This window comes from Nocardioides deserti (genome assembly GCF_014266025.1).
GTDB classification, from domain to species: Bacteria; Actinomycetota; Actinomycetes; order Propionibacteriales; family Nocardioidaceae; genus Nocardioides; species Nocardioides deserti.
Genome location: NZ_JACMYC010000007.1, coordinates 148,888 through 167,588 on the forward strand (window position 1 = coordinate 148,888; position 18,701 = coordinate 167,588).

Sequence of the window (18,701 nt, forward strand, 5' to 3'; positions counted from 1 at the left end):
GAAACGTACGCTGGAGGCATGTGCCGCAACATCCGCCCCCTCCACAACTTCGAGCCGCCCGCCACAGGCGACGAGGTCACCGCGGCGGCCCTGCAGTACGTCCGCAAGGTCAGCGGCACCACCAAGCCCTCGCGCGCCAACCAGGAGGCGTTCGACCGCGCCGTCGCCGAGATCGCGCACGTCACCCGGCACCTGCTCGAGGACCTGGTCACCACCGCCCCGCCGAAGGACCGCGAGGTCGAGGCGGAGAAGGCGCGCGCCCGGGCCGCGCTGCGCTACGCCCGATGACGTACGCCGCCCTCGACCCCTCCCCTTTCGACCCGCACTCCCTCGAGGCGGCGCTCGACCTGCTCGCGTCCGGGCCGCTCGTCGTGCTGACCGGCGCGGGGCTGTCGACCGACTCGGGCATCCCCGACTACCGCGGGCCGGGCCGGCCGCCGCGGACGCCGATGCTCTACGGGGAGTTCGTGTCCGGCCTCGCCGCGCAGCAGCGGTACTGGGCGCGCAGCCACCTCGGCTGGGGCCGGATGCGGCACGCCGAGCCCAACGCCGGCCACCACGCGCTCGTCGCGCTCGACCCCGAGCTGCTCATCACCCAGAACGTCGACGGCCTGCACGAGCGCGCCGGCCAGCGGTCGGTGGTCGCCCTGCACGGGCGGATCGCCGAGGTGGTCTGCCTCGACTGCCGGGCCGTCTCCAGCCGCGCCGCCCTGCACGACCGGATGACGGCGGCCAACCCCGGCTTCGCCGAGCGGCACGCCGCGGTCGCGGTCAACCCCGACGGCGACGTGGAGATGGACGACCCCGAGGTCATCGCGGCGTTCGTGGTGCCCGCCTGCGAGGAGTGCGGCGGGGTGCTCAAACCGCACGTGGTGTTCTTCGGCGAGAACGTCCCGGCCGACCGGGTCGAGCGCTGCTACGCCGCGGTCGACGGGCTCGCCGCGACCGGCGGCACGCTGCTGGTCGCGGGCTCCAGCCTCACCGTGATGAGCGGCTTCCGGTTCGTCCGCCGCGCGGCCAAGGCCGGCACGCCGGTCGTCGTCGTCAACCGGGGCGCGACCCGCGGCGACGACCTGGCGACGTACAAGCTCGAGGTGGGGTGCAGCGAGCTGCTCAGGGAGCTCGCTGGCCGACGCGTCGCCGCAGCTCGCCCAGGAGCCTGATCACCTCGGTGACGCCTTCCTCGCCGGCGGGCTCACCGGCGCCCGCGACCAGCCGGTCCGCTGTCTCGGCGGGCACGCGCGCGCCGACCTCGAGGACGTAGACGGTGTCCTCGAGCTCGAACTCGATGTCGGCCACGACCGCGAGGTGCTGCTCGCCGTCGCCGTCGACCAGGACGACGCCCTCGTGCGGCTCCAGGCCGTGCGGCAACGAGGTGGTCGAGTGCGCGACCCGCACGCGGTCGGACCCACCGACCGCCTCGGACGTCGACAAGCGGTGCACCATGCTCTCCCCTCCATCGGTCGGCCGACCCAGGCGGTCGACCGATCGTGCAACGGCACCGCGGGGGGTTCGGTGACGCCGTTCGCCAGACTAGGCGGTGCCTGTCCAGACCGCCAGGACATCTGCGCGGGTCGGGACCGCCGAACCGCTCAGGTGCGCGGGGCGGCGGTCGATGTAGCGCAGCCCAGCCCAGCCCAGGTCAGCGCAGCCCGGGCCCGACTCGGAGGAGGGTCAGAGCCGGCGGACGAAGATGTGGTTGGCGGCCTCGGGGACGATCTCGGCGGTCTCGCCGCCGGAGCCCACGAGCACGCCCTCCTCGGTGGCGACGACGGTGACGGTCTTGTCCGGCAGGGCGCCGACGCGGCGCAGGGCGCTCATCAGCACCTCGTCCTTCTGCATCTCCTCGGAGATGCGGCGGACCAGCACGCGACCCTCGTCGAACCCGGCCGCCTTCGCCAGTGGCTCGACGCCCTCCATGAACCCCTCGGGCAGCGACTCCTGGCCGAGCTCGGCGAGGCCGGGGATCGGGTTGCCGTACGGCGACTCGGTCGGGTGGTCCAGCAGCTCGAGCAGGCGCCGCTCCACGGTCTCGGACATGACGTGCTCCCAGCGGCACGCCTCCTCGTGGACCAGCTCCCACTCCAGGCCGATGACGTCGGTGAGCAGCCGCTCGGCGAGCCGGTGCTTGCGCATCACGCGCACCGCGAGCCGGCGGCCCTCCTCGGTCAGCTCCAGGTGGCGGTCCCCCTCGACGGTGACGAGGCCGTCGCGCTCCATGCGGGCCACGGTCTGCGAGACCGTCGGTCCGCTCTGGTGCAGGCGCTCGGCGATCCGCGCACGCAGCGGGACGATCCCTTCCTCGACCAGCTCGTAGATGGTCCGGAGGTACATCTCGGTGGTGTCGATCAGGTCGCTCACGCTCGCCATTGTGTCCCATGCGCACTGCGGGGGCACCCGGCTGGGCACCGAGCACCCGTGCCCCGTGAGACCCGCCCCACCGTGATGTGGTTCCGCCGCGACCTGCGGCTGCGTGACAACCCGGCGCTGCTGGAGGCCTGCGCGGAGGGAGCGGTGCTGCCGCTGTTCGTGCTGGACCCCCACCTGTGGGGGCCGTCCGGGCCGAGCCGGCGGGCGTACCTCGCGGCCTCGCTGCGCTCGCTGGACGCCTCGCTGCGCGAGCTGGGGGCGCCCGGCCTGCAGGTCGTGCGCGGGGACCCGGTACGCCGCGTGCCGCTCGCCGCGCGGGCGGTGGGCGCCGAGCGCGTCCACGTCGCGGCCGACTTCGGCCCCTACGGCCGGCGCCGCGACCGGGCCGTCGAGGAGGCGCTCGCCGCCGCCGGGGTGGAGCTGGTCCGGACGGGCTCGCCCTACGTCGTGCCGCCGGGGACCGTCACCAGCGGCTCGAGCGACCACTACCGCGTCTTCACGCCGTTCTACCGGGTCTGGGAGCAGCAGGACCGGCCGGCACCGCAGGACGCGCCCGACCACGCCGACTGGCTCGCGCTCGACGAGGGCACGACGGAGGTCCCGGACCCGCGGCTGCCGACGGGGCTGGAGCTGCCGGAGGCCGGCGAGCGGGCCACCCGGGAGCGGTGGGAGGAGTTCCTCGAGCACGGGGTCGACGACTACGACACCGCCCGCAACGAGCCGGGCACCGACGGCACCTCACGGATGTCGGTGCACCTGAAGTACGGCGAGGTGCACCCGCGACAGCTGCTCGCGGACCTGGCCGCTCGCCGGAGCGCCGGCGCGGCGACGTACCGCAAGGAGCTGGGGTGGCGGGAGTTCTACGCCGACGTGCTGTGGCACCAGCCGCGGACGGCCCGGGAGTACTACAAGACGCAGTACGCCTCGCTCGCCTACGACGAGCCAGGCGAGCTGTTCGCGGCTTGGCAGGAGGGCCGCACCGGCTACCCCGTCGTCGACGCCGGGATGCGCCAGCTGCGGTCGGTCGGCTGGATGCACAACCGGGTCCGGATGATCACCGCGAGCTTCCTCGTCAAGGACCTGCACGTCGAGTGGCAGCACGGCGCCCGGCACTTCCTGCACTGGCTGTGCGACGGCGACCTCGCCTCGAACAACCACGGCTGGCAGTGGGTCGCCGGCTCGGGCACCGACCCCTCGCCGTTCTTCCGCGTCTTCAACCCCACCGGCCAGGGCCGCAGGTTCGACCCCGACGGCGCCTACGTCCGTCGCTGGGTCCCCGAGCTCGCCGACCCCGCCCGGGTCCCCGACCCGCACGAGCCGTCCAGCGAGGTCCGCGCGGCGGTGGGCTACCCCGAGCCGGTCGTCGACCACGCCGAGGAGCGCCGCGAGGCCCTCGCCCGCTGGGAGCACATCCGGTAGAGGATGGGCCGGTGACCACCTCGACGCTGACCGTGCCTGCTCGCTTCAACGGCCCGCCGGGGTCGGGGAACGGCGGGTGGTGCGCCGGGGCGGTCGCCGCGCGGGTCGGGACCACCGGCGCCGTCGAGGTGCGCCTGCGCAAGCCCCCGCCGCTGGACACCGCGATGGAGGTCGGCGAGCAGGACGGCTGGACCGTGGCCACGCGTGCCGGCGAGGTGGTGCTGCAGGCCCGCCCGGGCGCCGAGCCGGAACCGCTGGCCCCGGTCGCCGTCGGGACGGCGCGCGCCGCCGCGGCGGCGTACGACGGCTTCGCCGACCACCCGTTCGGCCACTGCTTCTCGTGCGGCCCGGAGCGGGCCGAGGGCGACGGGCTGCGGATCTTCCCCGGGCAGGTGGAGCCGGGGACCGTGGCCGCGCCCTGGACGCCGCACGACGACCACACGACCCTCGAGGCGACGTGGGCGGCGATCGACTGCGCGGGCGCATGGGCGGCCGGGATCGGCGAGCGGGCGATGGTGCTCGGCTCGATGACCGCGCAGGTCCTCGGGCTGCCGGCGGCGGGCGTCGAGCACGTGGTCGTGGGCGCGGTCCGTTCCGTCGAGGGCCGCCGCCACCGCACCGCGACCACGCTCCGCACGGCGGACGGCGACCTGGTCGCCGCGGCCGAGCAGGTGTGGTTCGAGATCGACCCCACGACGTTCGGCTGACTCACCCGGCCAGCACCCGACGGCGGTCTGCCACCATGGACCGCATGGCTTTGAACGATCAAACCGCAGCGCCCGAGAGCCGTTCGGAGTGGTGGCGCCACGCCGTCACCTACCAGGTCTACGTCCGCAGCTTCGCCGACAGCGACGGCGACGGCGTGGGCGACCTGCCCGGCATCACCTCCAGGCTGCCGTACCTCCGCGACCTCGGCGTCGACGCCCTGTGGCTCACGCCCTTCTACACCTCGCCGCAGCACGACCACGGCTACGACGTGGCGGACTACTGCGACGTCGACCCGCTGTTCGGGACGCTCGCGGACGCCGACACCCTCGTCGCCACCGCGCACGACCTCGGCCTCAAGGTGATCGTCGACCTCGTGCCCAACCACACCTCGAACGAGCACGTGTGGTTCCAGGCCGCGCTGGCCGCGGGGAAGGGCAGCCCCGAGCGGGCGCGCTACATCTTCCGCGACTCCCCCGCCGACCGCCCGGGCGAGCCGCCGAACAACTGGCTCTCGGTCTTCGGCGGCCCGGCGTGGACCCAGCTGCCGGACGGCCAGTGGTACCTCCACCTCTTCGACTCCACCCAGCCCGACCTCGACTGGCGCAACCCGGAGGTCGGCGACATGTTCGTCGACGTCCTGCGCTTCTGGCTCGACCGCGGGGTGGACGGCTTCCGCATCGACGTCGCCCACGGCCTGGTCAAGGAGGAGGGCCTGCGCGACCAGGAGGTCGGTGAGGGCGAGGAGCTCGGGAGCGGCGCCCCGATCAACGAGGAGCACTCGATGGTCGAGCGGACCCTCCGCGACGAGCCGATGTGGGACCAGCCGGAGGTCCACGACGTCTACCGCCGCTGGCACACCGTGCTCGAGGAGTACGACGGCGACCGGATGATGGTGGCCGAGGCCTGGACGCAGACGCCGGAGTCGATGGCCCGGTTCGTGCGGCCCGACGAGATGCAGCAGTCGTTCAACTTCGCCTGGCTGCTCGCGCCGTGGTCGGCGAAGGCGTTCGCCGACGTCATCACCGGCACCCTGGACGCGATGGCCCCGGTGGGCGCCTCGCCGACCTGGGTGCTGAGCAACCACGACGTCGTCCGCCACACCACGCGGTACGGCGGCGGGCCGGTCGGCCTGGCCCGGGCGAAGGCCGCGACGCTGGCGATGCTCGCCCTGCCCGGCTCCTCCTACCTCTACGAGGGCGAGGAGCTCGGCCTCGAGCAGGTCGACGTGGAGCCGGAGTTCCGCCAGGACCCGTCGTGGTTCCGCACCGGCGAGGTCGGCCGCGACGGCTGCCGCGTGCCGGTGCCGTGGAGCGGCGACGCCCCGCCGTACGGCTTCGGCCCGGGCAGCGAGCAGCCGTGGCTGCCGCAGCCGCTGGACTGGGCGCCGCTGGCCATGGCGGCGCAGGCCGGTGACCCGGACTCGACGCTGGCGTTCTACCGCTCCGCGCTGGCCGCCCGGCGCACCTTCGCCACGACCGCCGGTGACGACGTCGAGGTGCTCGCCAGCGGCTCGGACGACGTCTTGGTGTTCCGCCGCGGCCCGGTGACCGTCGTCGTCAACTGCGGCACGGAGACCGTCGCGCTGCCCGACGGCGAGCTGCTGCTCGCCAGCGCGCCGGTCGTCGACGGCCTCCCTGCGGACGCCACCGCCTGGATCACCACCGCCTGACCGCACCTGATCTCGTGATGCCGGGCGTGCGCCCCGGCGCACTCCTGGCATCACGAGGCGAGGTCCGGCTCGGGGCTACTCCTCGTCGACGCCGAGGGTGGCGTTGTAGCGGGCCAGCGTCCCCGCGAAGTCGGCGAGCTCGTCGTCGGACCAGTCGCCGAGCCGCTCGTCGAGGTAGCGGCGGCGGAGGTCGGCGACCTCCTCGAGACGGCGTACGCCCTCCTCGCTGGCGGACAGCAGCGTCGCGCGGCCGTCGTCGGGGTCCGGGGACCGGTCGACGAGCCCGAGGTCCATCAGGTGCTGGACCTGCCGGCTGATCGCGCCCTTGTCGATGCCGAAGACCTCCGCCATCGCCGACGCACGCACCGGGCCGTGCGCGGCGAGGTAGCCGAGCATGAGGTACGACGCCGGCTGCAGGTCCGGGTGGACCGACCGGGCCCGCACGCCGATGACGCGGCGCACGCGGCGGATCAGCACGCCGACCTCCTGCTCGAGCAGGCGCAGCGACTCGTCGCGCTCCACCGACACCTCCGTCGTGATCATCGTCGGCCGAGCTCCTCGACCGCCTCGGGGACGACCGTCTCCGCCGAGGGCTCGTCAGCGGTGGTGGTGCGCAGCGGCACCTCCTTGATGAAGAGCACGCACAGCAGCGCGACCAGGGCGAACGGTACCGAGACCAGGAACAGGTGGCCGGTGGCGTCCCCGAACGACGTCTCGTAGAGCGCGCGGATCGGGGGCGGCAGCTCCGAGAGGTCCGGGATGCTGCCCCTCCCGCCGCCGGCGGAGGGGTCGACACCCAGGCGACGCAGGCCCTCGGCCATCGAGTCGGAGACCTGGTGGGCCAGCAGCGCGCCGAGCGCCGAGACGCCGACGGTGCCGCCGATGGAGCGGAAGAACGCGACCACGGAGCTGGCGGCGCCGAGGTCGGCGGCCTTGGCGTTGTTCTGCACGGCGAGCACGAGGTTCTGCATCGTCGCACCCATGCCGACGCCGAGGACGGCCATGAACAGGCCGACCCGGACCAACGAGGTCTCCGCGTCGATCGTGGAGAGCAGCGCGAAGCCGAGGACGACGAGCACCGAGCCGCCGACCAGCCAGCGCTTCCACACGCCCGTCCTGGTGATGACCCGGCCCGAGACGATGCTCGAGACGAGCAGCCCGCCGACCATGCAGATCGACATCAGGCCGGCGTGGGTCGGGGTCATGCCGCGCGACATCTGGAAGTACTGGCTGAGGTAGACCGTCGAGCCGAACATCGCGACGCCGATCATCACCGAGGCCAGCGTGGCCAGTGAGGTGGTGCGGTCGCGGAAGAGGCGCAGCGGGACGACCGGCTCGGTGGCGACCCGGCCCTCGACCCAGATCGCCAGCGCGATGACGGCGGCGGCCGCGGCGAGCATGGCGGCGGTGGTGCCCGAGGCCCAGGCGAACTGGTCTCCGGCCAGCGAGACCCACACCAGCAGGATCGAGACACCCGCGACGATGAGCGTCGCGCCGGCGTAGTCGATCTTGACCTCGCGCTTGACGACCGGCAGGTGCAGCTTGAGCTGGAGCACGACGAAGGCGAGCAGGGCGACCGGGATGCCGACGTAGAAGCAGCCGCGCCAGCCGAGCGGGGAGTCCACGATCAGGCCGCCGAGCAGCGGGCCGCTGACCGTCGCGGTCGCGAAGACGGCGCCGATGTAGCCGGCGTACCGCCCACGCTCGCGGGGGCTGACCATCGAGGCGATGACGACCTGGACCAGGGCGGTGAGGCCACCGACGCCGAGGCCCTGGAAGGCGCGGGCGCCGATGAGGACCTCCATGTTCGGCGCGAGGCCGGCGACCAGCGACCCGATCGCGAAGATGACGAGCGCGGCCTGGACCAGCATCTTCTTGCTGAACAGGTCGGCGAGCTTGCCCCAGATCGGGGTCGTCGCGGTCATGGTCAGCAGCGTCGCGACGACGACCCAGGTGTAGCCGCTCTGGCTGCCCTCGAGGTCGGTGACGATGCGCGGGAGCGCGTTGCTGACGACGGTGCTGGAGAGCATCGCGACGAACATGGCGAGCAGGAGGCCGGAGAGCGCCTCGAGGATCTCGCGGTGGGTCATCTCGCCGGCCTGGGCGGCGGGCGGCGCGGGTGGTGCCTGGGTCACGGGTTCTCGCTTCGGGGGTACGTCGGTGGTGGTCACGCAGGTTGAAAGGTTGACCGAGGCAACTTTATTCCGGCTGGTTGCTCCCGACAACTTCTCGCCGGCGGTACCCACCGAGCGGCGCACCCAGAAATGCAGCGACCCCCAGGTGCGGCCCTCGGGATCGAGGACCCAGCCGGCGGACGGGGCCGGTTCACCTGGGGGTCGGGCAGCTGCTTGGGATTCGCCAGCAGCGTTCAGGGGCGGTGCCGCCCCGTCGTCCTGCTGGGGCTGCTAGCGGGCAGCCACCTCACGCGTCCAAGAAGAACTCATTCTTCGGACCACCTCCTTTCCCGTGTGCTGCCACGGTAGGTCGCGGCCGGGGCGTGCTCAAGGGATTAAGGGGCCGAGCTACGGCGCCAGCCGCTGCGTCGTCCACGCGTCACCCGACCGGGCGTAGACCAGCCGGTCGTGCATCCGCCCCGGGCGACCCTGCCAGAACTCCACGGCGTCGGGCCGCACGACGTACCCGCCCCACTCCTCGGGCACCGGCAGCTCGCCGTCGGGCACGTCGGCGAAGCGCCGCTCGACCTCGTCGTACGCCACGGCGAGCTCGTCGCGGCCGGCGACCGGGCGGGACTGGTGCGACGCCCAGGCGCCCAGCTGCGAGCCGCGCGGCCGGACCGCGAAGTAGTCGGCGACGGCCTCGCGCGACAGCGGCTCGGCGACCCCGTCGACGCGGACCTGCCGCTCCAGCGGGTGCCACGGGAAGAGCAGCGCGCAGTGCGGGTTGGCGGCGAGCTCGGTGCCCTTGCGCGAGCGGGTGTTGGTGAAGAACACGAAGCCGCGCTCGTCGAGCCCCTTGAGCAGCACCATCCGCGAGGAGGGGCGGCCCTCGGCCGAGACGGTCGCGACGACCATCGCGTTCGGCTCGTGCACGACGTCCTCGACCTCGGCGAACCACCGACGGAACATCGTGATCGGGTCCGGCGCGAGGTCGCCCTCGGCGAGCCCGGCGGCGGCGTACTCGTGGCGGAGGCTGCGGAGGTCCAGCGCGTCGCGGGCTCCGTCCGGGGCGGGGTCGGCCATGCCGCCAGCCTAGGGATGGGTACAGAATGCGCGGGGCCGCCCGTCCGGGCGGGTGCCGTGAGACGAGGGAGTCAGGACGATGGTGGACGTGCACCACGGGCTCGAGGGCGTCGTCGCCTTCGAGACGGAGATCGCGGAGCCCGACAAAGAGGGCTCGGCGCTGCGCTACCGCGGCGTCGACATCGAGGACATCGTCGGCCGCGTGCCGTTCGAGAACGTCTGGGGCCTGCTCATCGACGGCGCCTTCACGCCCGGCCTGCCGCCGGCCGAGGCCTACAACATCCCCGTGCACACCGGCGACGTCCGCGTCGACGTCCAGGCCGCGATCGCGATGCTCGCGCCGGCCTTCGGCTTCCGCCAGACCTACGACATCAGCGACGAGCAGGCGCGTGCGGACCTCTCCCGCGTCGCCGTCATGGTGCTGTCGTACGCCGCGCAGTCCGCGCGTGGGCTGCACCAGCCGGTCGTCCCGCAGTCGGTGGTCGACGAGGGCGCGACGCTGGCGGAGAAGTTCCTCATCCGCTGGAAGGGCGAGGCCGACCCCAAGCACGTCAAGGCGATCGACGCCTACTGGTCCTCCGCGGCCGAGCACGGCATGAACGCCTCGACCTTCACCGCGCGCGTCATCACCTCCACCGGTGCCGACGTGGCGGCGGCGTTCTCCGGCGCGATCGGCGCGATGTCGGGCCCGCTGCACGGCGGCGCCCCCTCGCGCGTGCTCGGCATGATCAGCGACGTCGAGGAGTCCGGCGACGCAGAAGCGTACGTCAAGGGCCTGCTCGACAAGGGCGAGCGGCTCATGGGCTTCGGCCACCGCGTCTACCGGGCCGAGGACCCCCGCGCCCGCGTGCTGCGCCGCACCGCGCGCGAGCTCGACGCGCCGCGCTACGAGGTCGCCGAGGCGCTCGAGAAGGCCGCGCTGGCCGAGCTGCGCGAGCGCCGCCCGGACCGCGTGCTGGAGACGAACGTCGAGTTCTGGGCCGCGATCGTCCTCGACTTCGCCGAGGTGCCGGCGAACATGTTCACCTCGATGTTCACCTGCGCTCGCACCGGCGGCTGGTCGGCGCACATCCTCGAGCAGAAGCGCACCGGCCGGCTGATCCGTCCCTCGGCCGTCTACACAGGCCCCGGCTCGCGTGGCCCCGAGGAGATCGAGGGCTGGAACGCCGACTGGGCGAAGTAGCCCGCTGCCGGTCCTTCAGCCGGCGAGGCGCCCCGCGTACCACGACGTCGCGCCGCGGCCACCCTTGCGCGTCAGCGAGACGTGCAGGTGGTCGCGGTGCCGCAGCGTGACCGAGCACTTCGCGCGCTTGCGGCACGAGGAGCTGAGGTAGGGCTCAGGCTCGAAGCCGTTCCACGCGGCGTACATCCGGTCGTCCCAGATGAGGTACATGATCCCCATCCGGCGGGCCTTCGCGTCCTCGCGGCCCTTGCCGTCGGTGGCCCGCACGTCGCGGAGGAACGCCCGGGCGGTGCGGCGGTCGGCCTTCCGGCGGGCGTCGAGGGTCCAGTCGAACGCCCGGCCCTCGGCGTGCTCCGACGTCCCGCTGCCGCAGCTGCGCGAGACGCCGCCGTAGGACCCGCCGTACTTCTTCACCAGCCAGCGACCGAGGGCGACGGTGCCCGGCTTCGCGGCCGGCGAGCACCGCGTCTGCGGCTGGTAGGACGCGTAGTCCTCGATCGCGGCCGACGCCGGTGACGTCGCCAGGGTGGTGAGCAGGGTGGTGAGCAGGGCGGTGAGGAGCAGGACGGTCGCGAGGAGCGGCAGGAGCAGGCGGCGGAGCAGGGAGAGCACCGCACGAGGCTAGGTACGCCGCCGGGCCGGCCGGACCGGTTCGGCCGCACGCTGGCCGATCGTCCGGAGGGACCACCGGTCCGGGCCATGCGGTGCCGGACCGTTCGCGCGCCTAGCCGCCGACCAGCCGCAGCGGCGTCAGCACCGCGGCCTGGGGGCCGCTGAACAGCTCGAAGCGCCACCGCCCGCGGTCGGCCACCAGCACGCGCACCACGACCTGGTGGGGGTCGTCGAGCATCACCGCTCGATGGTGCCTCCTCCGGGCCCGCGCCGCCCGCGGATCGGGGTGCGCGGTGGCAGTGGTCTATCCCGGCGGGGTCTGGCCCGCCGCGGGCACCAGCCGCTTGGCGAAGCAGCGCGAGAGCGGGGCGTCCTTGTAGTAGCCGAAGCCCGGGATGGGCTCGTAGCCGGCCGACGCGTAGAGCGTCATCGCCTCCGGCTGGCGCAGTCCGGTCTCGAGCACGAGCGCCTCGTAGCCGGCCGCGGCCGCGGTCGTCTCCAGGTGCGCCAGCATCCGGCGGGCGTGACCCCGGCGCTGCGCGGCGGGCACGACGTACATCCGCTTGACCTCGGCCGTCACCGCGGTGCCGAGCGCCTCGACGTCGGAGCGGCGCCAGGCGCCGGTCGCGACGGCGGTGCCGCCGACGTACCCGACGAAGAAGCTGCCGTCCGGCGGCACGAACATCGCCGGGTCGACCGGCGACTCGTCGCGGCCGCCGTAGCGGGCGACGTACTCCTCCTGGACCTGCTCGATCAGCGCGACGGCGTCCGGGTGGCCGTAGTCGACGCGCACGACCTGCAGGCCGCCGCCACCCGCCTCAGGCGAGCGAACCTCCACAGTTGTCACAGAACCTCGCCTCCGCGTCGTTGCGCACGCCGCAGGAGCGGCAGTACGGGCCGGCCGCCGTGGCCTCGCGGGCGTGCGAGCCGTCGTCGACGGTGCGGCCGGCACCCATGATCCCGCGCCCGTCGGACAGGTACGACGCCGAGTCCTTCGCGACCGGCATCGTCTCGCCCGCGCCGTAGCGCGCGGCCACCCCGGCGAAGCCCAGGTTGAGGAACATGCCGCCGATCGCGAAGACCAGGAAGCCGCCCAGGAACAGGCCCATCTGACCGAGCGGGTCGCCGTCGCCGTCGTAGCGGACGAACGAGACGAAGCCGTAGAGGCAGGTGGCGATGCCGACCGGCGCGAGGACCGCCCCGGCGACCCGGAAGAACGTGCGGGCGCCCGCCTGGTTGCGCAGGCCGGGCTGGGGCGTGGGTCCGCTCATGGAGTCCTCCGATTCCGTGTTGCCGAGACGCTGCTGCCAGACTTGAGGGGCGCTGACAGCGTCGTCAGGGAGCCACTCCTACCCACCTGGAAGGCAGTTCATGACCGACGCGGACCTCGAGACCTCGCTCCGGATCCCGGCCGACCTGCTGCCCCGGGACGGCCGCTTCGGCGCGGGACCGTCCAAGGTCCAGCCTGAGCACCTCGCCGCGCTGGCGGCCACCGGCACCTCGCTGATGGGCACCTCTCACCGCCAGGAGCCGGTGCGGGCGGTCGTGCGCCGGGTGCGCGAGGGGCTGGCCGAGCTGTTCTCGATGCCCGAGGGGCACCAGGTGGTGCTCGGCAACGGAGGCGCCACGGCGTTCTGGGACGCGGCGACGTACGGCCTGGTCGAGCGGCGCAGCCAGCACCTGGTCTTCGGCGAGTTCTCGCAGAAGTTCGCCACCGCGGCGGCCGCCGCCCCGTGGCTCGAGGAGCCCAGCATCGTCCGCGCGGAGCCGGGCTCGCTGCCCGTCGCCGTCGCCGAGGACGGGGTCGACGTCTACGCCTGGGCGCAGAACGAGACCTCCACGGCCGTCATGGCTCCCGTCGTCCGCCCCGCCGGCACCTCGGCGGACGACGCGCTCGTGCTCGTCGATGCGACCTCCGGCGCCGGCGGCCTGCCGGTCGACCTGAGGGAGGTCGACGCCTACTACTTCGCGCCGCAGAAGTGCTTCGCCTCCGACGGCGGCCTGTGGCTCGCCGTCCTCTCCCCCGCCGCCCTGGAGCGCGCCGCCCGCATCGGCGCCTCGGACCGGCACGTGCCGGCGTTCTTCGACCTGCCCACCGCGATCGAGCAGTCTGCCAAGGACCAGACCTACAACACCCCCTCGGTCGCCACGCTCTTCCTCATGGCCGAGCAGCTGGACTGGATGCTCGCCAACGGCGGCCTCGCCGGCATGGTCGAGCGCACCACCGCCTCCTCGACCGCCCTCTACTCCTGGGCCGAGGCGTCCCCGCTCGCCTTCCCGTACGTCGCCGAGCCGGCCCACCGCTCGCTCGTCATCGGCACCATCGACTTCGAGCCCCAGGTCGACGCCGCCCGCCTCGCCGCGGTACTCCGCGCCAACGGCATCGTCGACACCGAGCCCTACCGCAAGCTCGGCCGCAACCAGCTCCGCATCGCGATGTACCCCGCCGTCGACCCCGCCGACGTCGAAGCCCTCACCGCCTCCATCGACTGGGTCCTCGACCGCCTCGCCGGTTGACCAGCGAGGCCCGCCGGCAGCAATGCGGACGAGGTACGCCGTGGCTCGCTCGCCGCGTCCGACCTACGGCTGGTCAAGGAGGCCGGCCACGGCCGTCTCGAGACCCGCCGGACCGATCAACAACGCCGCGATCAAACCTGTTACTCGAACACACATTCGAGTAGAATGAGACCATGACGCTGGCCCACCTCGCGACACCCGAGACCCCGCTGGACGACCCAGCACTGGTCCTCGCGGCCGCGCGGGCCAGCCAGCGCGAGGCCGACGCCGCCGAGGTCCGCGTCCTGCAGGCGGCGGTCGAGTGGTGCGCGCTGCACCCCGCCGAGTCCCTGGCGGAGTCGGCGTCGTGGGCGACGATGCAGGGCTTCGGCGACCAGCCCGTCGGCCTCGCCGGCGACGGCGCGCCCCTGGTGACGGAGTTCGCGGTCGTCGAGCTCGCCGCGGCACTCGGGAAGTCCCTCGACGCCGGCCGCGCCTACCTGTCCGAGGCGCTCGAGCTGCGCTACCGGCTCCCGAAGGTCTGGGCGAAGGTCACCGGCGGCGACCTCCCCGCCTGGAAGGCCCGGACGATCGCCCGCAAGACCCTCCCGCTGCCGAAGGCGGGCGCACGGTTCGTCGACACCCACGTCGCCCAGTTCGTCGCGTCGATCAGCCCCGCCGCGCTCGGCCGCCTCGTCGATGAGGCGCTGGTGCGGTTCGACCCCGACGAGGCTGAGCGGATCCGGTTCGAACGCACCGAAGCCCGCCACGTCACCGTGCAGACCCGGCAGGTGTCCTTCGACGGCCACGTCGACGTCTGGGCCACCCTCGACCTGGCCGATGCCCTCGACCTCGAGGACGCCCTCGCGAAGGGTGCCGACCGCCTCGCCGCGCTCGGCTCGAAAGAGGTCGAAGGGTCGCGACGGGCCACCGCGCTCGGTGACATGGCCCGCCGCCAGCTTGTCCTGGAGTTCGACACCGACCCCAAACCGATGGTCGTCCACGTCCACCAGCACCCCGACGGGTCGCTGGACCAGGTCGTCCGGGTCGAGAACGTCCGCGGGTTCGTCCTCACCGGCCAGCTCGCCGAGTGGTGCACCCGCGCCGCCAAGATGACGATCAAGCCGGTCATCGACCTGGCCGAACGCATCCACGTCGAGGCCTACGAGGTCCCCGACCGCCTCTCCGAGCAGACCCGGCTCCGCGACCACCACTGCGTCTTCCCCTGGTGCACCCGCCCCGCCTTCCAACACTCCAAGGTCGACGACGACCACGCCACGCCCTATCGCAACGGCGGACCAACAGCCACCGAGAACATCGGCCCCCTCTGCAGACGCCACCACCGAGCCAAGACCCACGGCGGCTGGCGACACTCCTCACCCAGCCCCGGCAGCTACCACTGGACCAGCCCCTCCGGCGTCACCTACACCGTCGACCACCACGGCACCGTCGACCACGACACCGACCCATCCGAGCACTAGCCACCCCGCCCCACACCCCGCCGAAGCACCCAGCCGGCGGGCCACCGGCACGCCTCGACGAGACCGTGCTTCCGTTCCCGTCGCGCTGCGCCCCGCACGGCGGTCTGCCACGCTCAGGCCGCCGGACCGCCTCGTACTGTTCCGGTGGATCGCTGGGTCACGGCGCTGCGGCCTGCGCCCTCGGCCACGACCCCGAGCTCTTCGACGGGATCGTGCGTGATCACGTGTAGTCCGGCTGTCGCTCGGTGGGGTCAGCGGGAACGACATCGAGGGCCGGATGCGCTACCAGCTGGGCGACGGCCTCGGGAGCGGCGCCGACCCCTGCGTAGTGCGGATCGACATCGAGTGCGATGCACCAAGCGTGATCCGCCGGCCAGATGAACGCTGGTGGCGGCACCCTGCCCGGAGTGATGCCCGCCATGCGTGGCGAGTCCCAGTCGGCGAAGTCCGCCAGCGCGCCGCTGTACAAGAAGTAGGAGCGGTGCGGCACCGTCACCATCGGCATGCCGCGTAGTGCGGGAGGAGTGCCCCAGCCGTCCCACATGCAGAAGTACAGGTCGCCGGCGGCGTGAGTGTGCTCGCCGAGGGCTGCCAGCGCAAGGGCCAGCACATCGTTCTCGCTGGGGGCATTGGGACCAAGTACGCCGCCGGGCTCCTTCTGCCCCGGCGCAGTCGGGTCGGGCAGAAACCGCAGCCGCGCGTAGGCCCGGAACGCCTGCGGCCCGAGGGTCACGAGCTGGTACCACGGCACGTCACTGCCCGTGATCCAAGCGGCGGGAGACACGTCGCTGCACGGGACAAGGGCCACGAGCCATGGTCTAGCACCATGCCCGCGGCGCGCGAGAGGAAGGACGGCCCGTGTCGTGCCGGGACCACCAGTTCTTCTGCTGCCCGGCACCGGAACGCCGGAGCAGCCCCGGCGGCCAAGAGGCGACAAGCGGACGGACGCGCCGAGGTGCACCTCAGCCAGGGCCGCCCGGGGACTCCACCCTCGACCGGACCAGCTCGTGGGCCGAGCGGCCGAAGGCGACGAAGCGGGCCTCGTCGACCCCGGTGTCGGCGGTGTCGGCGGAGCGGAAGACCTCGAGAGCGGCGTCGACGGACTCCTCGCGCGACCAGCCGTAGACGCCGGCGGAGACGAGGGGGAAGGCGACCGAGCGGGCGCCGAGCTCGTCGGCGACCTCCAGGGCCCGGCGGTAGCAGGAGGTGAGCAGCGAGCGGTCGGTCTCACCGGCGTGGCGGTTCGGGCCGACGACGTGGATGACCCAGCGGGCGGCCATCCGGCCGGCGGTGGTCCACCCGGCATCCCCGGTGGCGAGCCCGTGCGGGAAGCGCCGGCGGCAGTCCTCGAGGACTTCCGGCGCGCCGGCTGCGTGGATGGCGCCGTCGACACCGCTGCCGCCGCGCATCCCCCGGTTGGCGGCGTTGACGACCGCGTCGACGTCCTGGCTGGTGATGTCGCCCTCGACGACGGTGATCCGCATGCGCACGACTCTGCCGTCAGTCTCCCCGGATCAGGTCCAGGGTGGCGCGCTCGAGCGCGGCCTGCCGCTCGTCGGGGCTGTCGTACTCCCGCGAGGTGGTCTCCCGGATGGTCCGACCTCCCTCGTAGGCCTCGACGACCCGCGGGTCGACGTACGACGACCGCGCCAGCGTGGGGGTGTTGCCGAGGAACGACGACACCTCCTTCATCGCGCCCGAGACCGCCCGCTTCCGCGACGCCTTGCTCTCCCCGTGCTCGGCGGTCTTCGCGAGCGCGGCGGCGGCCAGCACGGTGGCGTGCCAGGTGCGGAAGTCCTTCGCGGTCGCCTCGAGGCCGGTCGAGGACCGGACGTACTCGTTGACCAGCGCGGGCAGCACGTCGCGCCAGGACCGCCCCTCCTTGTACGACAGCAGCCGGCCCGGCCCGCCACGACGGCGCCGCATCGCCTCGATCGTCTCGATGACGATCGCGTCGTCGATCTCGATGCGGTGCTGCACGCCGGACTTGCCGACGAACGCGAACACCAGCCGGTCCTGCTGGCGCCGCACGTGCCGCCGCTCCAGGGTGGTGAGCCCGAAGCTGCCGTTGGTGTCGGCGTACACGTCGTTGCCGATCCGGAAGTAGCCCAGGTCCAGCAGCCGCACGGCCGCCGCGCACGCCCGCTCCAGCGGCATCCCCTCCCGGCCGAGGTCGGCGACCACGAGCTCGCGGGCGCGGGTCAGCGCAGCGCCGAACTCCTCCATCCGTGCGAACTTCTCCGCGTCCCGCCGCTCGCGCCAGGCCTGGTGGTAGAGGTACTGCCGCCGCCCGGCGTCGTCGGTGCCGACGGCCTGCAGGTGGCCGTTGTCGTACGGCGTGATCCAGACGTCCTTCCACGCCGGCGGGATCACCAGGTCGCGGATCCGCTCGACCGCCTCGTCGGGCAGCCGCTGGCCGTGCTGGTCGAGGTAGACCCAGCCCTTGCCCGCTCGGCGGCGCGTCCAGCCGGGCTGATCCGGCGAGGTACGACGCAGGCGGGGCATGCCGCAGCGGTGTCCCCGGCGAACCCCCGGCAAACGCGGGTCTAGCGCGGCCGCAGCGACCGCAGCAGCGCGAGCAGCACGCCGAGCGCGAGGAACCCGCCGAGGAACCACGGCCACTCCGGCCGCTCCGCCTCGTCGACGGCGGTCAGGTCGACGCCGAGACCGTCGCCGGCGTCGGGGTTGGTGGACGGGTCGGGCGTGGGCGCGTCCGGGGCCATCGCGGCGCGCAGGTCGGCCGGCAGGTCGATCCGCAGCACCGGCGCCTCGACGCCCTCGCTGCTGACGAACACCCGGCCGCGGCGGTCGACCGCGATCCCCTCCCCCTGCTGCTGCTCGGGCAGGCGCACCTCGCCGACGACGGCCAGGTCCGGCCAGGTGTAGACGACCGCCCGCGAGTAGTCGCGCAGCACGAGGTGCCGCCCGTCGGGGAAGAACGCCCCGTCGGTCGCGACCGGCAGCGCCGCGCCCACCGGCTCGAGCTCGTTCGGCGCGTCGGGGTCCAGCCGCTCGGGGGCCACCAGCACCTCGGCGCCGAAGATCGTCTTGCTCACCACGACCAGCCGCCCCGTCCCCGGCTCGACCAGGAGCGACTCGGCGTCCTGCGGGCCGTCCGGATGCACCAACGCGTACGCCGCCACGTCGGCGTCGCCGGTGACGTCCCGGTCCTCACGCCCCACCGGCACGCGGGCGACCGCGACCGAGTCCCGGGCGCGGGGGTTGTCGCCGATGTCGCCGACCCACACCGAGCCGTCGCCGGCCGGCGCCACCGCCTCGACGTCGACCGGTTCCTCGGCCCACGTGGTGACGCCCACGGTGTCCCCGGTGGCGGGGTCCACCGTGAACACGCGGCCGGTGTCCCCCGAGTCGTTGACGGTCACGAAGAGCCCGTCGACGACGGCCAGCCCGCTGGACTCGACGATCTCGCGGTCGGTGAACCGGAAGACCACCTGCCCGTCGGCGCCGGCCGGGGCGGCCGCGGCGGCGAGGAGGAACGGCACGGCGGTCGCCGCGAGCAGCGCCCGCTCGAGCAGCGGGCCCCGCTCCGGCATCAGGCCGGA

The 18,701-nt window shown here is 73.4% G+C and carries 21 protein-coding genes; 8 read left to right on the forward strand and 13 right to left on the reverse strand.

Annotated features, from left to right (window positions below; all coding sequences use genetic code 11):
- Positions 1 to 18: 18 nt before the first annotated feature.
- Both H7344_RS13695 and H7344_RS13700 read left to right on the forward strand, forming a co-directional pair.
- Entirely contained in the window at positions 19 to 288 is a 270-nt protein-coding gene (locus H7344_RS13695; RefSeq protein WP_186346563.1) for a DUF2277 domain-containing protein, read from the forward strand.
- Complete coding sequence (locus H7344_RS13700; protein ID WP_186346564.1) at positions 285 to 1,163, forward strand: Sir2 family NAD-dependent protein deacetylase; 879 nt, start codon at positions 285 to 287, stop codon at positions 1,161 to 1,163. The genes H7344_RS13695 and H7344_RS13700 overlap by 4 nt, the downstream gene beginning before the upstream one ends.
- Here the strand turns inward: H7344_RS13700 and H7344_RS13705 are convergent.
- A complete protein-coding gene (locus tag H7344_RS13705; protein WP_186346565.1) occupies positions 1,114 to 1,446 on the reverse strand; it encodes a hypothetical protein in 333 nt (110 codons plus the stop codon). The two genes, H7344_RS13700 and H7344_RS13705, sit on opposite strands and share 50 nt — an antisense overlap.
- Positions 1,447 to 1,674: 228 nt before the next feature.
- Positions 1,675 to 2,361 (reverse strand): metal-dependent transcriptional regulator, encoded by a 687-nt coding sequence (locus tag H7344_RS13710; protein WP_186346566.1) that lies wholly within the window; start codon positions 2,359 to 2,361, stop codon positions 1,675 to 1,677.
- 57 nt (positions 2,362 to 2,418) lie between these two features.
- Here H7344_RS13710 and H7344_RS13715 point away from each other — a divergent pair, with 57 nt between their 5' ends.
- Genes H7344_RS13715 through H7344_RS13725 form a run of 3 tightly spaced genes read left to right on the forward strand, consistent with a single transcriptional unit; the run spans position 2,419 to position 6,166 of the window.
- Positions 2,419 to 3,789 (forward strand): cryptochrome/photolyase family protein, encoded by a 1,371-nt coding sequence (locus H7344_RS13715; RefSeq protein WP_229706940.1) that lies wholly within the window; start codon positions 2,419 to 2,421, stop codon positions 3,787 to 3,789.
- Positions 3,790 to 3,800: 11 nt separating this feature from the next.
- On the forward strand, positions 3,801 to 4,496 hold the full coding sequence (locus H7344_RS13720) for a hypothetical protein (RefSeq protein WP_222130649.1): 696 nt from the start codon (positions 3,801 to 3,803) through the stop codon (positions 4,494 to 4,496).
- Positions 4,497 to 4,540: 44 nt separating this feature from the next.
- A complete protein-coding gene (locus H7344_RS13725) occupies positions 4,541 to 6,166 on the forward strand; it encodes a glycoside hydrolase family 13 protein (RefSeq protein WP_186346567.1) in 1,626 nt (541 codons plus the stop codon).
- Positions 6,167 to 6,241: 75 nt separating this feature from the next.
- Here H7344_RS13725 and H7344_RS13730 read toward each other — a convergent pair whose 3' ends face one another.
- The 3 genes from H7344_RS13730 to pdxH all read right to left on the reverse strand — a co-directional run bounded on the left by H7344_RS13730 (position 6,242) and on the right by pdxH (position 9,366).
- Complete coding sequence (locus H7344_RS13730; protein WP_222130650.1) at positions 6,242 to 6,709, reverse strand: MarR family winged helix-turn-helix transcriptional regulator; 468 nt, start codon at positions 6,707 to 6,709, stop codon at positions 6,242 to 6,244.
- Positions 6,706 to 8,301, reverse strand: a complete 1,596-nt coding sequence (locus H7344_RS13735) for an MDR family MFS transporter (RefSeq protein WP_308423327.1) — start codon at positions 8,299 to 8,301, stop codon at positions 6,706 to 6,708. The genes H7344_RS13730 and H7344_RS13735 overlap by 4 nt, the downstream gene beginning before the upstream one ends.
- A gap of 387 nt (positions 8,302 to 8,688) precedes the next feature.
- Positions 8,689 to 9,366, reverse strand: coding sequence for a pyridoxamine 5'-phosphate oxidase (gene pdxH, locus H7344_RS13740; protein WP_186346568.1), 678 nt, complete (start codon positions 9,364 to 9,366; stop codon positions 8,689 to 8,691).
- A 79-nt stretch (positions 9,367 to 9,445) separates the two neighbouring features.
- Here pdxH and H7344_RS13745 point away from each other — a divergent pair, with 79 nt between their 5' ends.
- Complete coding sequence (locus tag H7344_RS13745; RefSeq protein WP_186346569.1) at positions 9,446 to 10,549, forward strand: citrate synthase 2; 1,104 nt, start codon at positions 9,446 to 9,448, stop codon at positions 10,547 to 10,549.
- A gap of 15 nt (positions 10,550 to 10,564) precedes the next feature.
- Here H7344_RS13745 and H7344_RS13750 read toward each other — a convergent pair whose 3' ends face one another.
- From H7344_RS13750 to H7344_RS13760, 4 genes are all read right to left on the reverse strand, one after another.
- A complete protein-coding gene (locus tag H7344_RS13750) occupies positions 10,565 to 11,161 on the reverse strand; it encodes a hypothetical protein (protein WP_186346570.1) in 597 nt (198 codons plus the stop codon).
- A gap of 112 nt (positions 11,162 to 11,273) precedes the next feature.
- Positions 11,274 to 11,399 carry a hypothetical protein gene (locus H7344_RS20725; protein ID WP_260989537.1) on the reverse strand — a complete coding sequence of 42 codons (126 nt, stop codon included), beginning with the start codon at positions 11,397 to 11,399 and terminating at the stop codon, positions 11,274 to 11,276.
- A gap of 66 nt (positions 11,400 to 11,465) precedes the next feature.
- Positions 11,466 to 11,999, reverse strand: a complete 534-nt coding sequence (locus H7344_RS13755; protein WP_229706941.1) for a GNAT family N-acetyltransferase — start codon at positions 11,997 to 11,999, stop codon at positions 11,466 to 11,468.
- The gene (locus H7344_RS13760) at positions 11,980 to 12,432 is read right to left on the reverse strand and encodes a zinc ribbon domain-containing protein (RefSeq protein WP_186346571.1); all 453 of its coding nucleotides are present in this window, start codon (positions 12,430 to 12,432) and stop codon (positions 11,980 to 11,982) included. Before H7344_RS13760 ends, H7344_RS13755 begins: the two co-directional genes overlap by 20 nt.
- Before the next feature lie 100 nt (positions 12,433 to 12,532).
- Between H7344_RS13760 and serC the strand changes: the two genes are divergently transcribed.
- Both serC and H7344_RS13770 read left to right on the forward strand, forming a co-directional pair.
- Positions 12,533 to 13,678 carry a phosphoserine transaminase gene (gene serC, locus H7344_RS13765; RefSeq protein ID WP_186346572.1) on the forward strand — a complete coding sequence of 382 codons (1,146 nt, stop codon included), beginning with the start codon at positions 12,533 to 12,535 and terminating at the stop codon, positions 13,676 to 13,678.
- 173 nt (positions 13,679 to 13,851) lie between these two features.
- The gene (locus H7344_RS13770) at positions 13,852 to 15,138 is read left to right on the forward strand and encodes an HNH endonuclease signature motif containing protein (protein ID WP_186346573.1); all 1,287 of its coding nucleotides are present in this window, start codon (positions 13,852 to 13,854) and stop codon (positions 15,136 to 15,138) included.
- A 220-nt stretch (positions 15,139 to 15,358) separates the two neighbouring features.
- Here H7344_RS13770 and H7344_RS20270 read toward each other — a convergent pair whose 3' ends face one another.
- The 4 genes from H7344_RS20270 to H7344_RS13790 all read right to left on the reverse strand — a co-directional run bounded on the left by H7344_RS20270 (position 15,359) and on the right by H7344_RS13790 (position 18,692).
- Positions 15,359 to 15,889 (reverse strand): hypothetical protein, encoded by a 531-nt coding sequence (locus H7344_RS20270; RefSeq protein WP_222130651.1) that lies wholly within the window; start codon positions 15,887 to 15,889, stop codon positions 15,359 to 15,361.
- A 211-nt stretch (positions 15,890 to 16,100) separates the two neighbouring features.
- The gene (locus H7344_RS13780; RefSeq protein ID WP_186346574.1) at positions 16,101 to 16,622 is read right to left on the reverse strand and encodes a macro domain-containing protein; all 522 of its coding nucleotides are present in this window, start codon (positions 16,620 to 16,622) and stop codon (positions 16,101 to 16,103) included.
- A 16-nt stretch (positions 16,623 to 16,638) separates the two neighbouring features.
- On the reverse strand, positions 16,639 to 17,643 hold the full coding sequence (locus tag H7344_RS13785) for a DNA topoisomerase IB (RefSeq protein WP_186346575.1): 1,005 nt from the start codon (positions 17,641 to 17,643) through the stop codon (positions 16,639 to 16,641).
- 41 nt (positions 17,644 to 17,684) lie between these two features.
- The gene (locus H7344_RS13790; RefSeq protein WP_186346576.1) at positions 17,685 to 18,692 is read right to left on the reverse strand and encodes a hypothetical protein; all 1,008 of its coding nucleotides are present in this window, start codon (positions 18,690 to 18,692) and stop codon (positions 17,685 to 17,687) included.
- Between the last annotated feature and the right edge of the window lie 9 nt (positions 18,693 to 18,701).

Excerpts from the sequence above, each read along its gene's own strand:
- H7344_RS13695 (WP_186346563.1), top strand. The coding sequence starts at position 19 with ATGTGCCGCAACATCCGCCCCCTCCACAACTTCGAGCCGCCCGCCACA.
- H7344_RS13700 (WP_186346564.1), top strand. The coding sequence starts at position 285 with ATGACGTACGCCGCCCTCGACCCCTCCCCTTTCGACCCGCACTCCCTC.
- H7344_RS13705 (WP_186346565.1), bottom strand. The coding sequence starts at position 1,446 with ATGGTGCACCGCTTGTCGACGTCCGAGGCGGTCGGTGGGTCCGACCGC.
- H7344_RS13725 (WP_186346567.1), top strand. The coding sequence starts at position 4,541 with ATGGCTTTGAACGATCAAACCGCAGCGCCCGAGAGCCGTTCGGAGTGG.
- H7344_RS13730 (WP_222130650.1), bottom strand. The coding sequence starts at position 6,709 with ATGATCACGACGGAGGTGTCGGTGGAGCGCGACGAGTCGCTGCGCCTG.
- pdxH (WP_186346568.1), bottom strand. The coding sequence starts at position 9,366 with ATGGCCGACCCCGCCCCGGACGGAGCCCGCGACGCGCTGGACCTCCGC.
- H7344_RS13745 (WP_186346569.1), top strand. The coding sequence starts at position 9,446 with ATGGTGGACGTGCACCACGGGCTCGAGGGCGTCGTCGCCTTCGAGACG.
- H7344_RS20725 (WP_260989537.1), bottom strand. The coding sequence starts at position 11,399 with ATGCTCGACGACCCCCACCAGGTCGTGGTGCGCGTGCTGGTGGCCGAC.
- H7344_RS13760 (WP_186346571.1), bottom strand. The coding sequence starts at position 12,432 with ATGAGCGGACCCACGCCCCAGCCCGGCCTGCGCAACCAGGCGGGCGCC.
- serC (WP_186346572.1), top strand. The coding sequence starts at position 12,533 with ATGACCGACGCGGACCTCGAGACCTCGCTCCGGATCCCGGCCGACCTG.
- H7344_RS13770 (WP_186346573.1), top strand. The coding sequence starts at position 13,852 with ATGACGCTGGCCCACCTCGCGACACCCGAGACCCCGCTGGACGACCCA.
- H7344_RS13780 (WP_186346574.1), bottom strand. The coding sequence starts at position 16,622 with ATGCGGATCACCGTCGTCGAGGGCGACATCACCAGCCAGGACGTCGAC.
- H7344_RS13785 (WP_186346575.1), bottom strand. The coding sequence starts at position 17,643 with ATGCCCCGCCTGCGTCGTACCTCGCCGGATCAGCCCGGCTGGACGCGC.
- H7344_RS13790 (WP_186346576.1), bottom strand. The coding sequence starts at position 18,692 with ATGCCGGAGCGGGGCCCGCTGCTCGAGCGGGCGCTGCTCGCGGCGACC.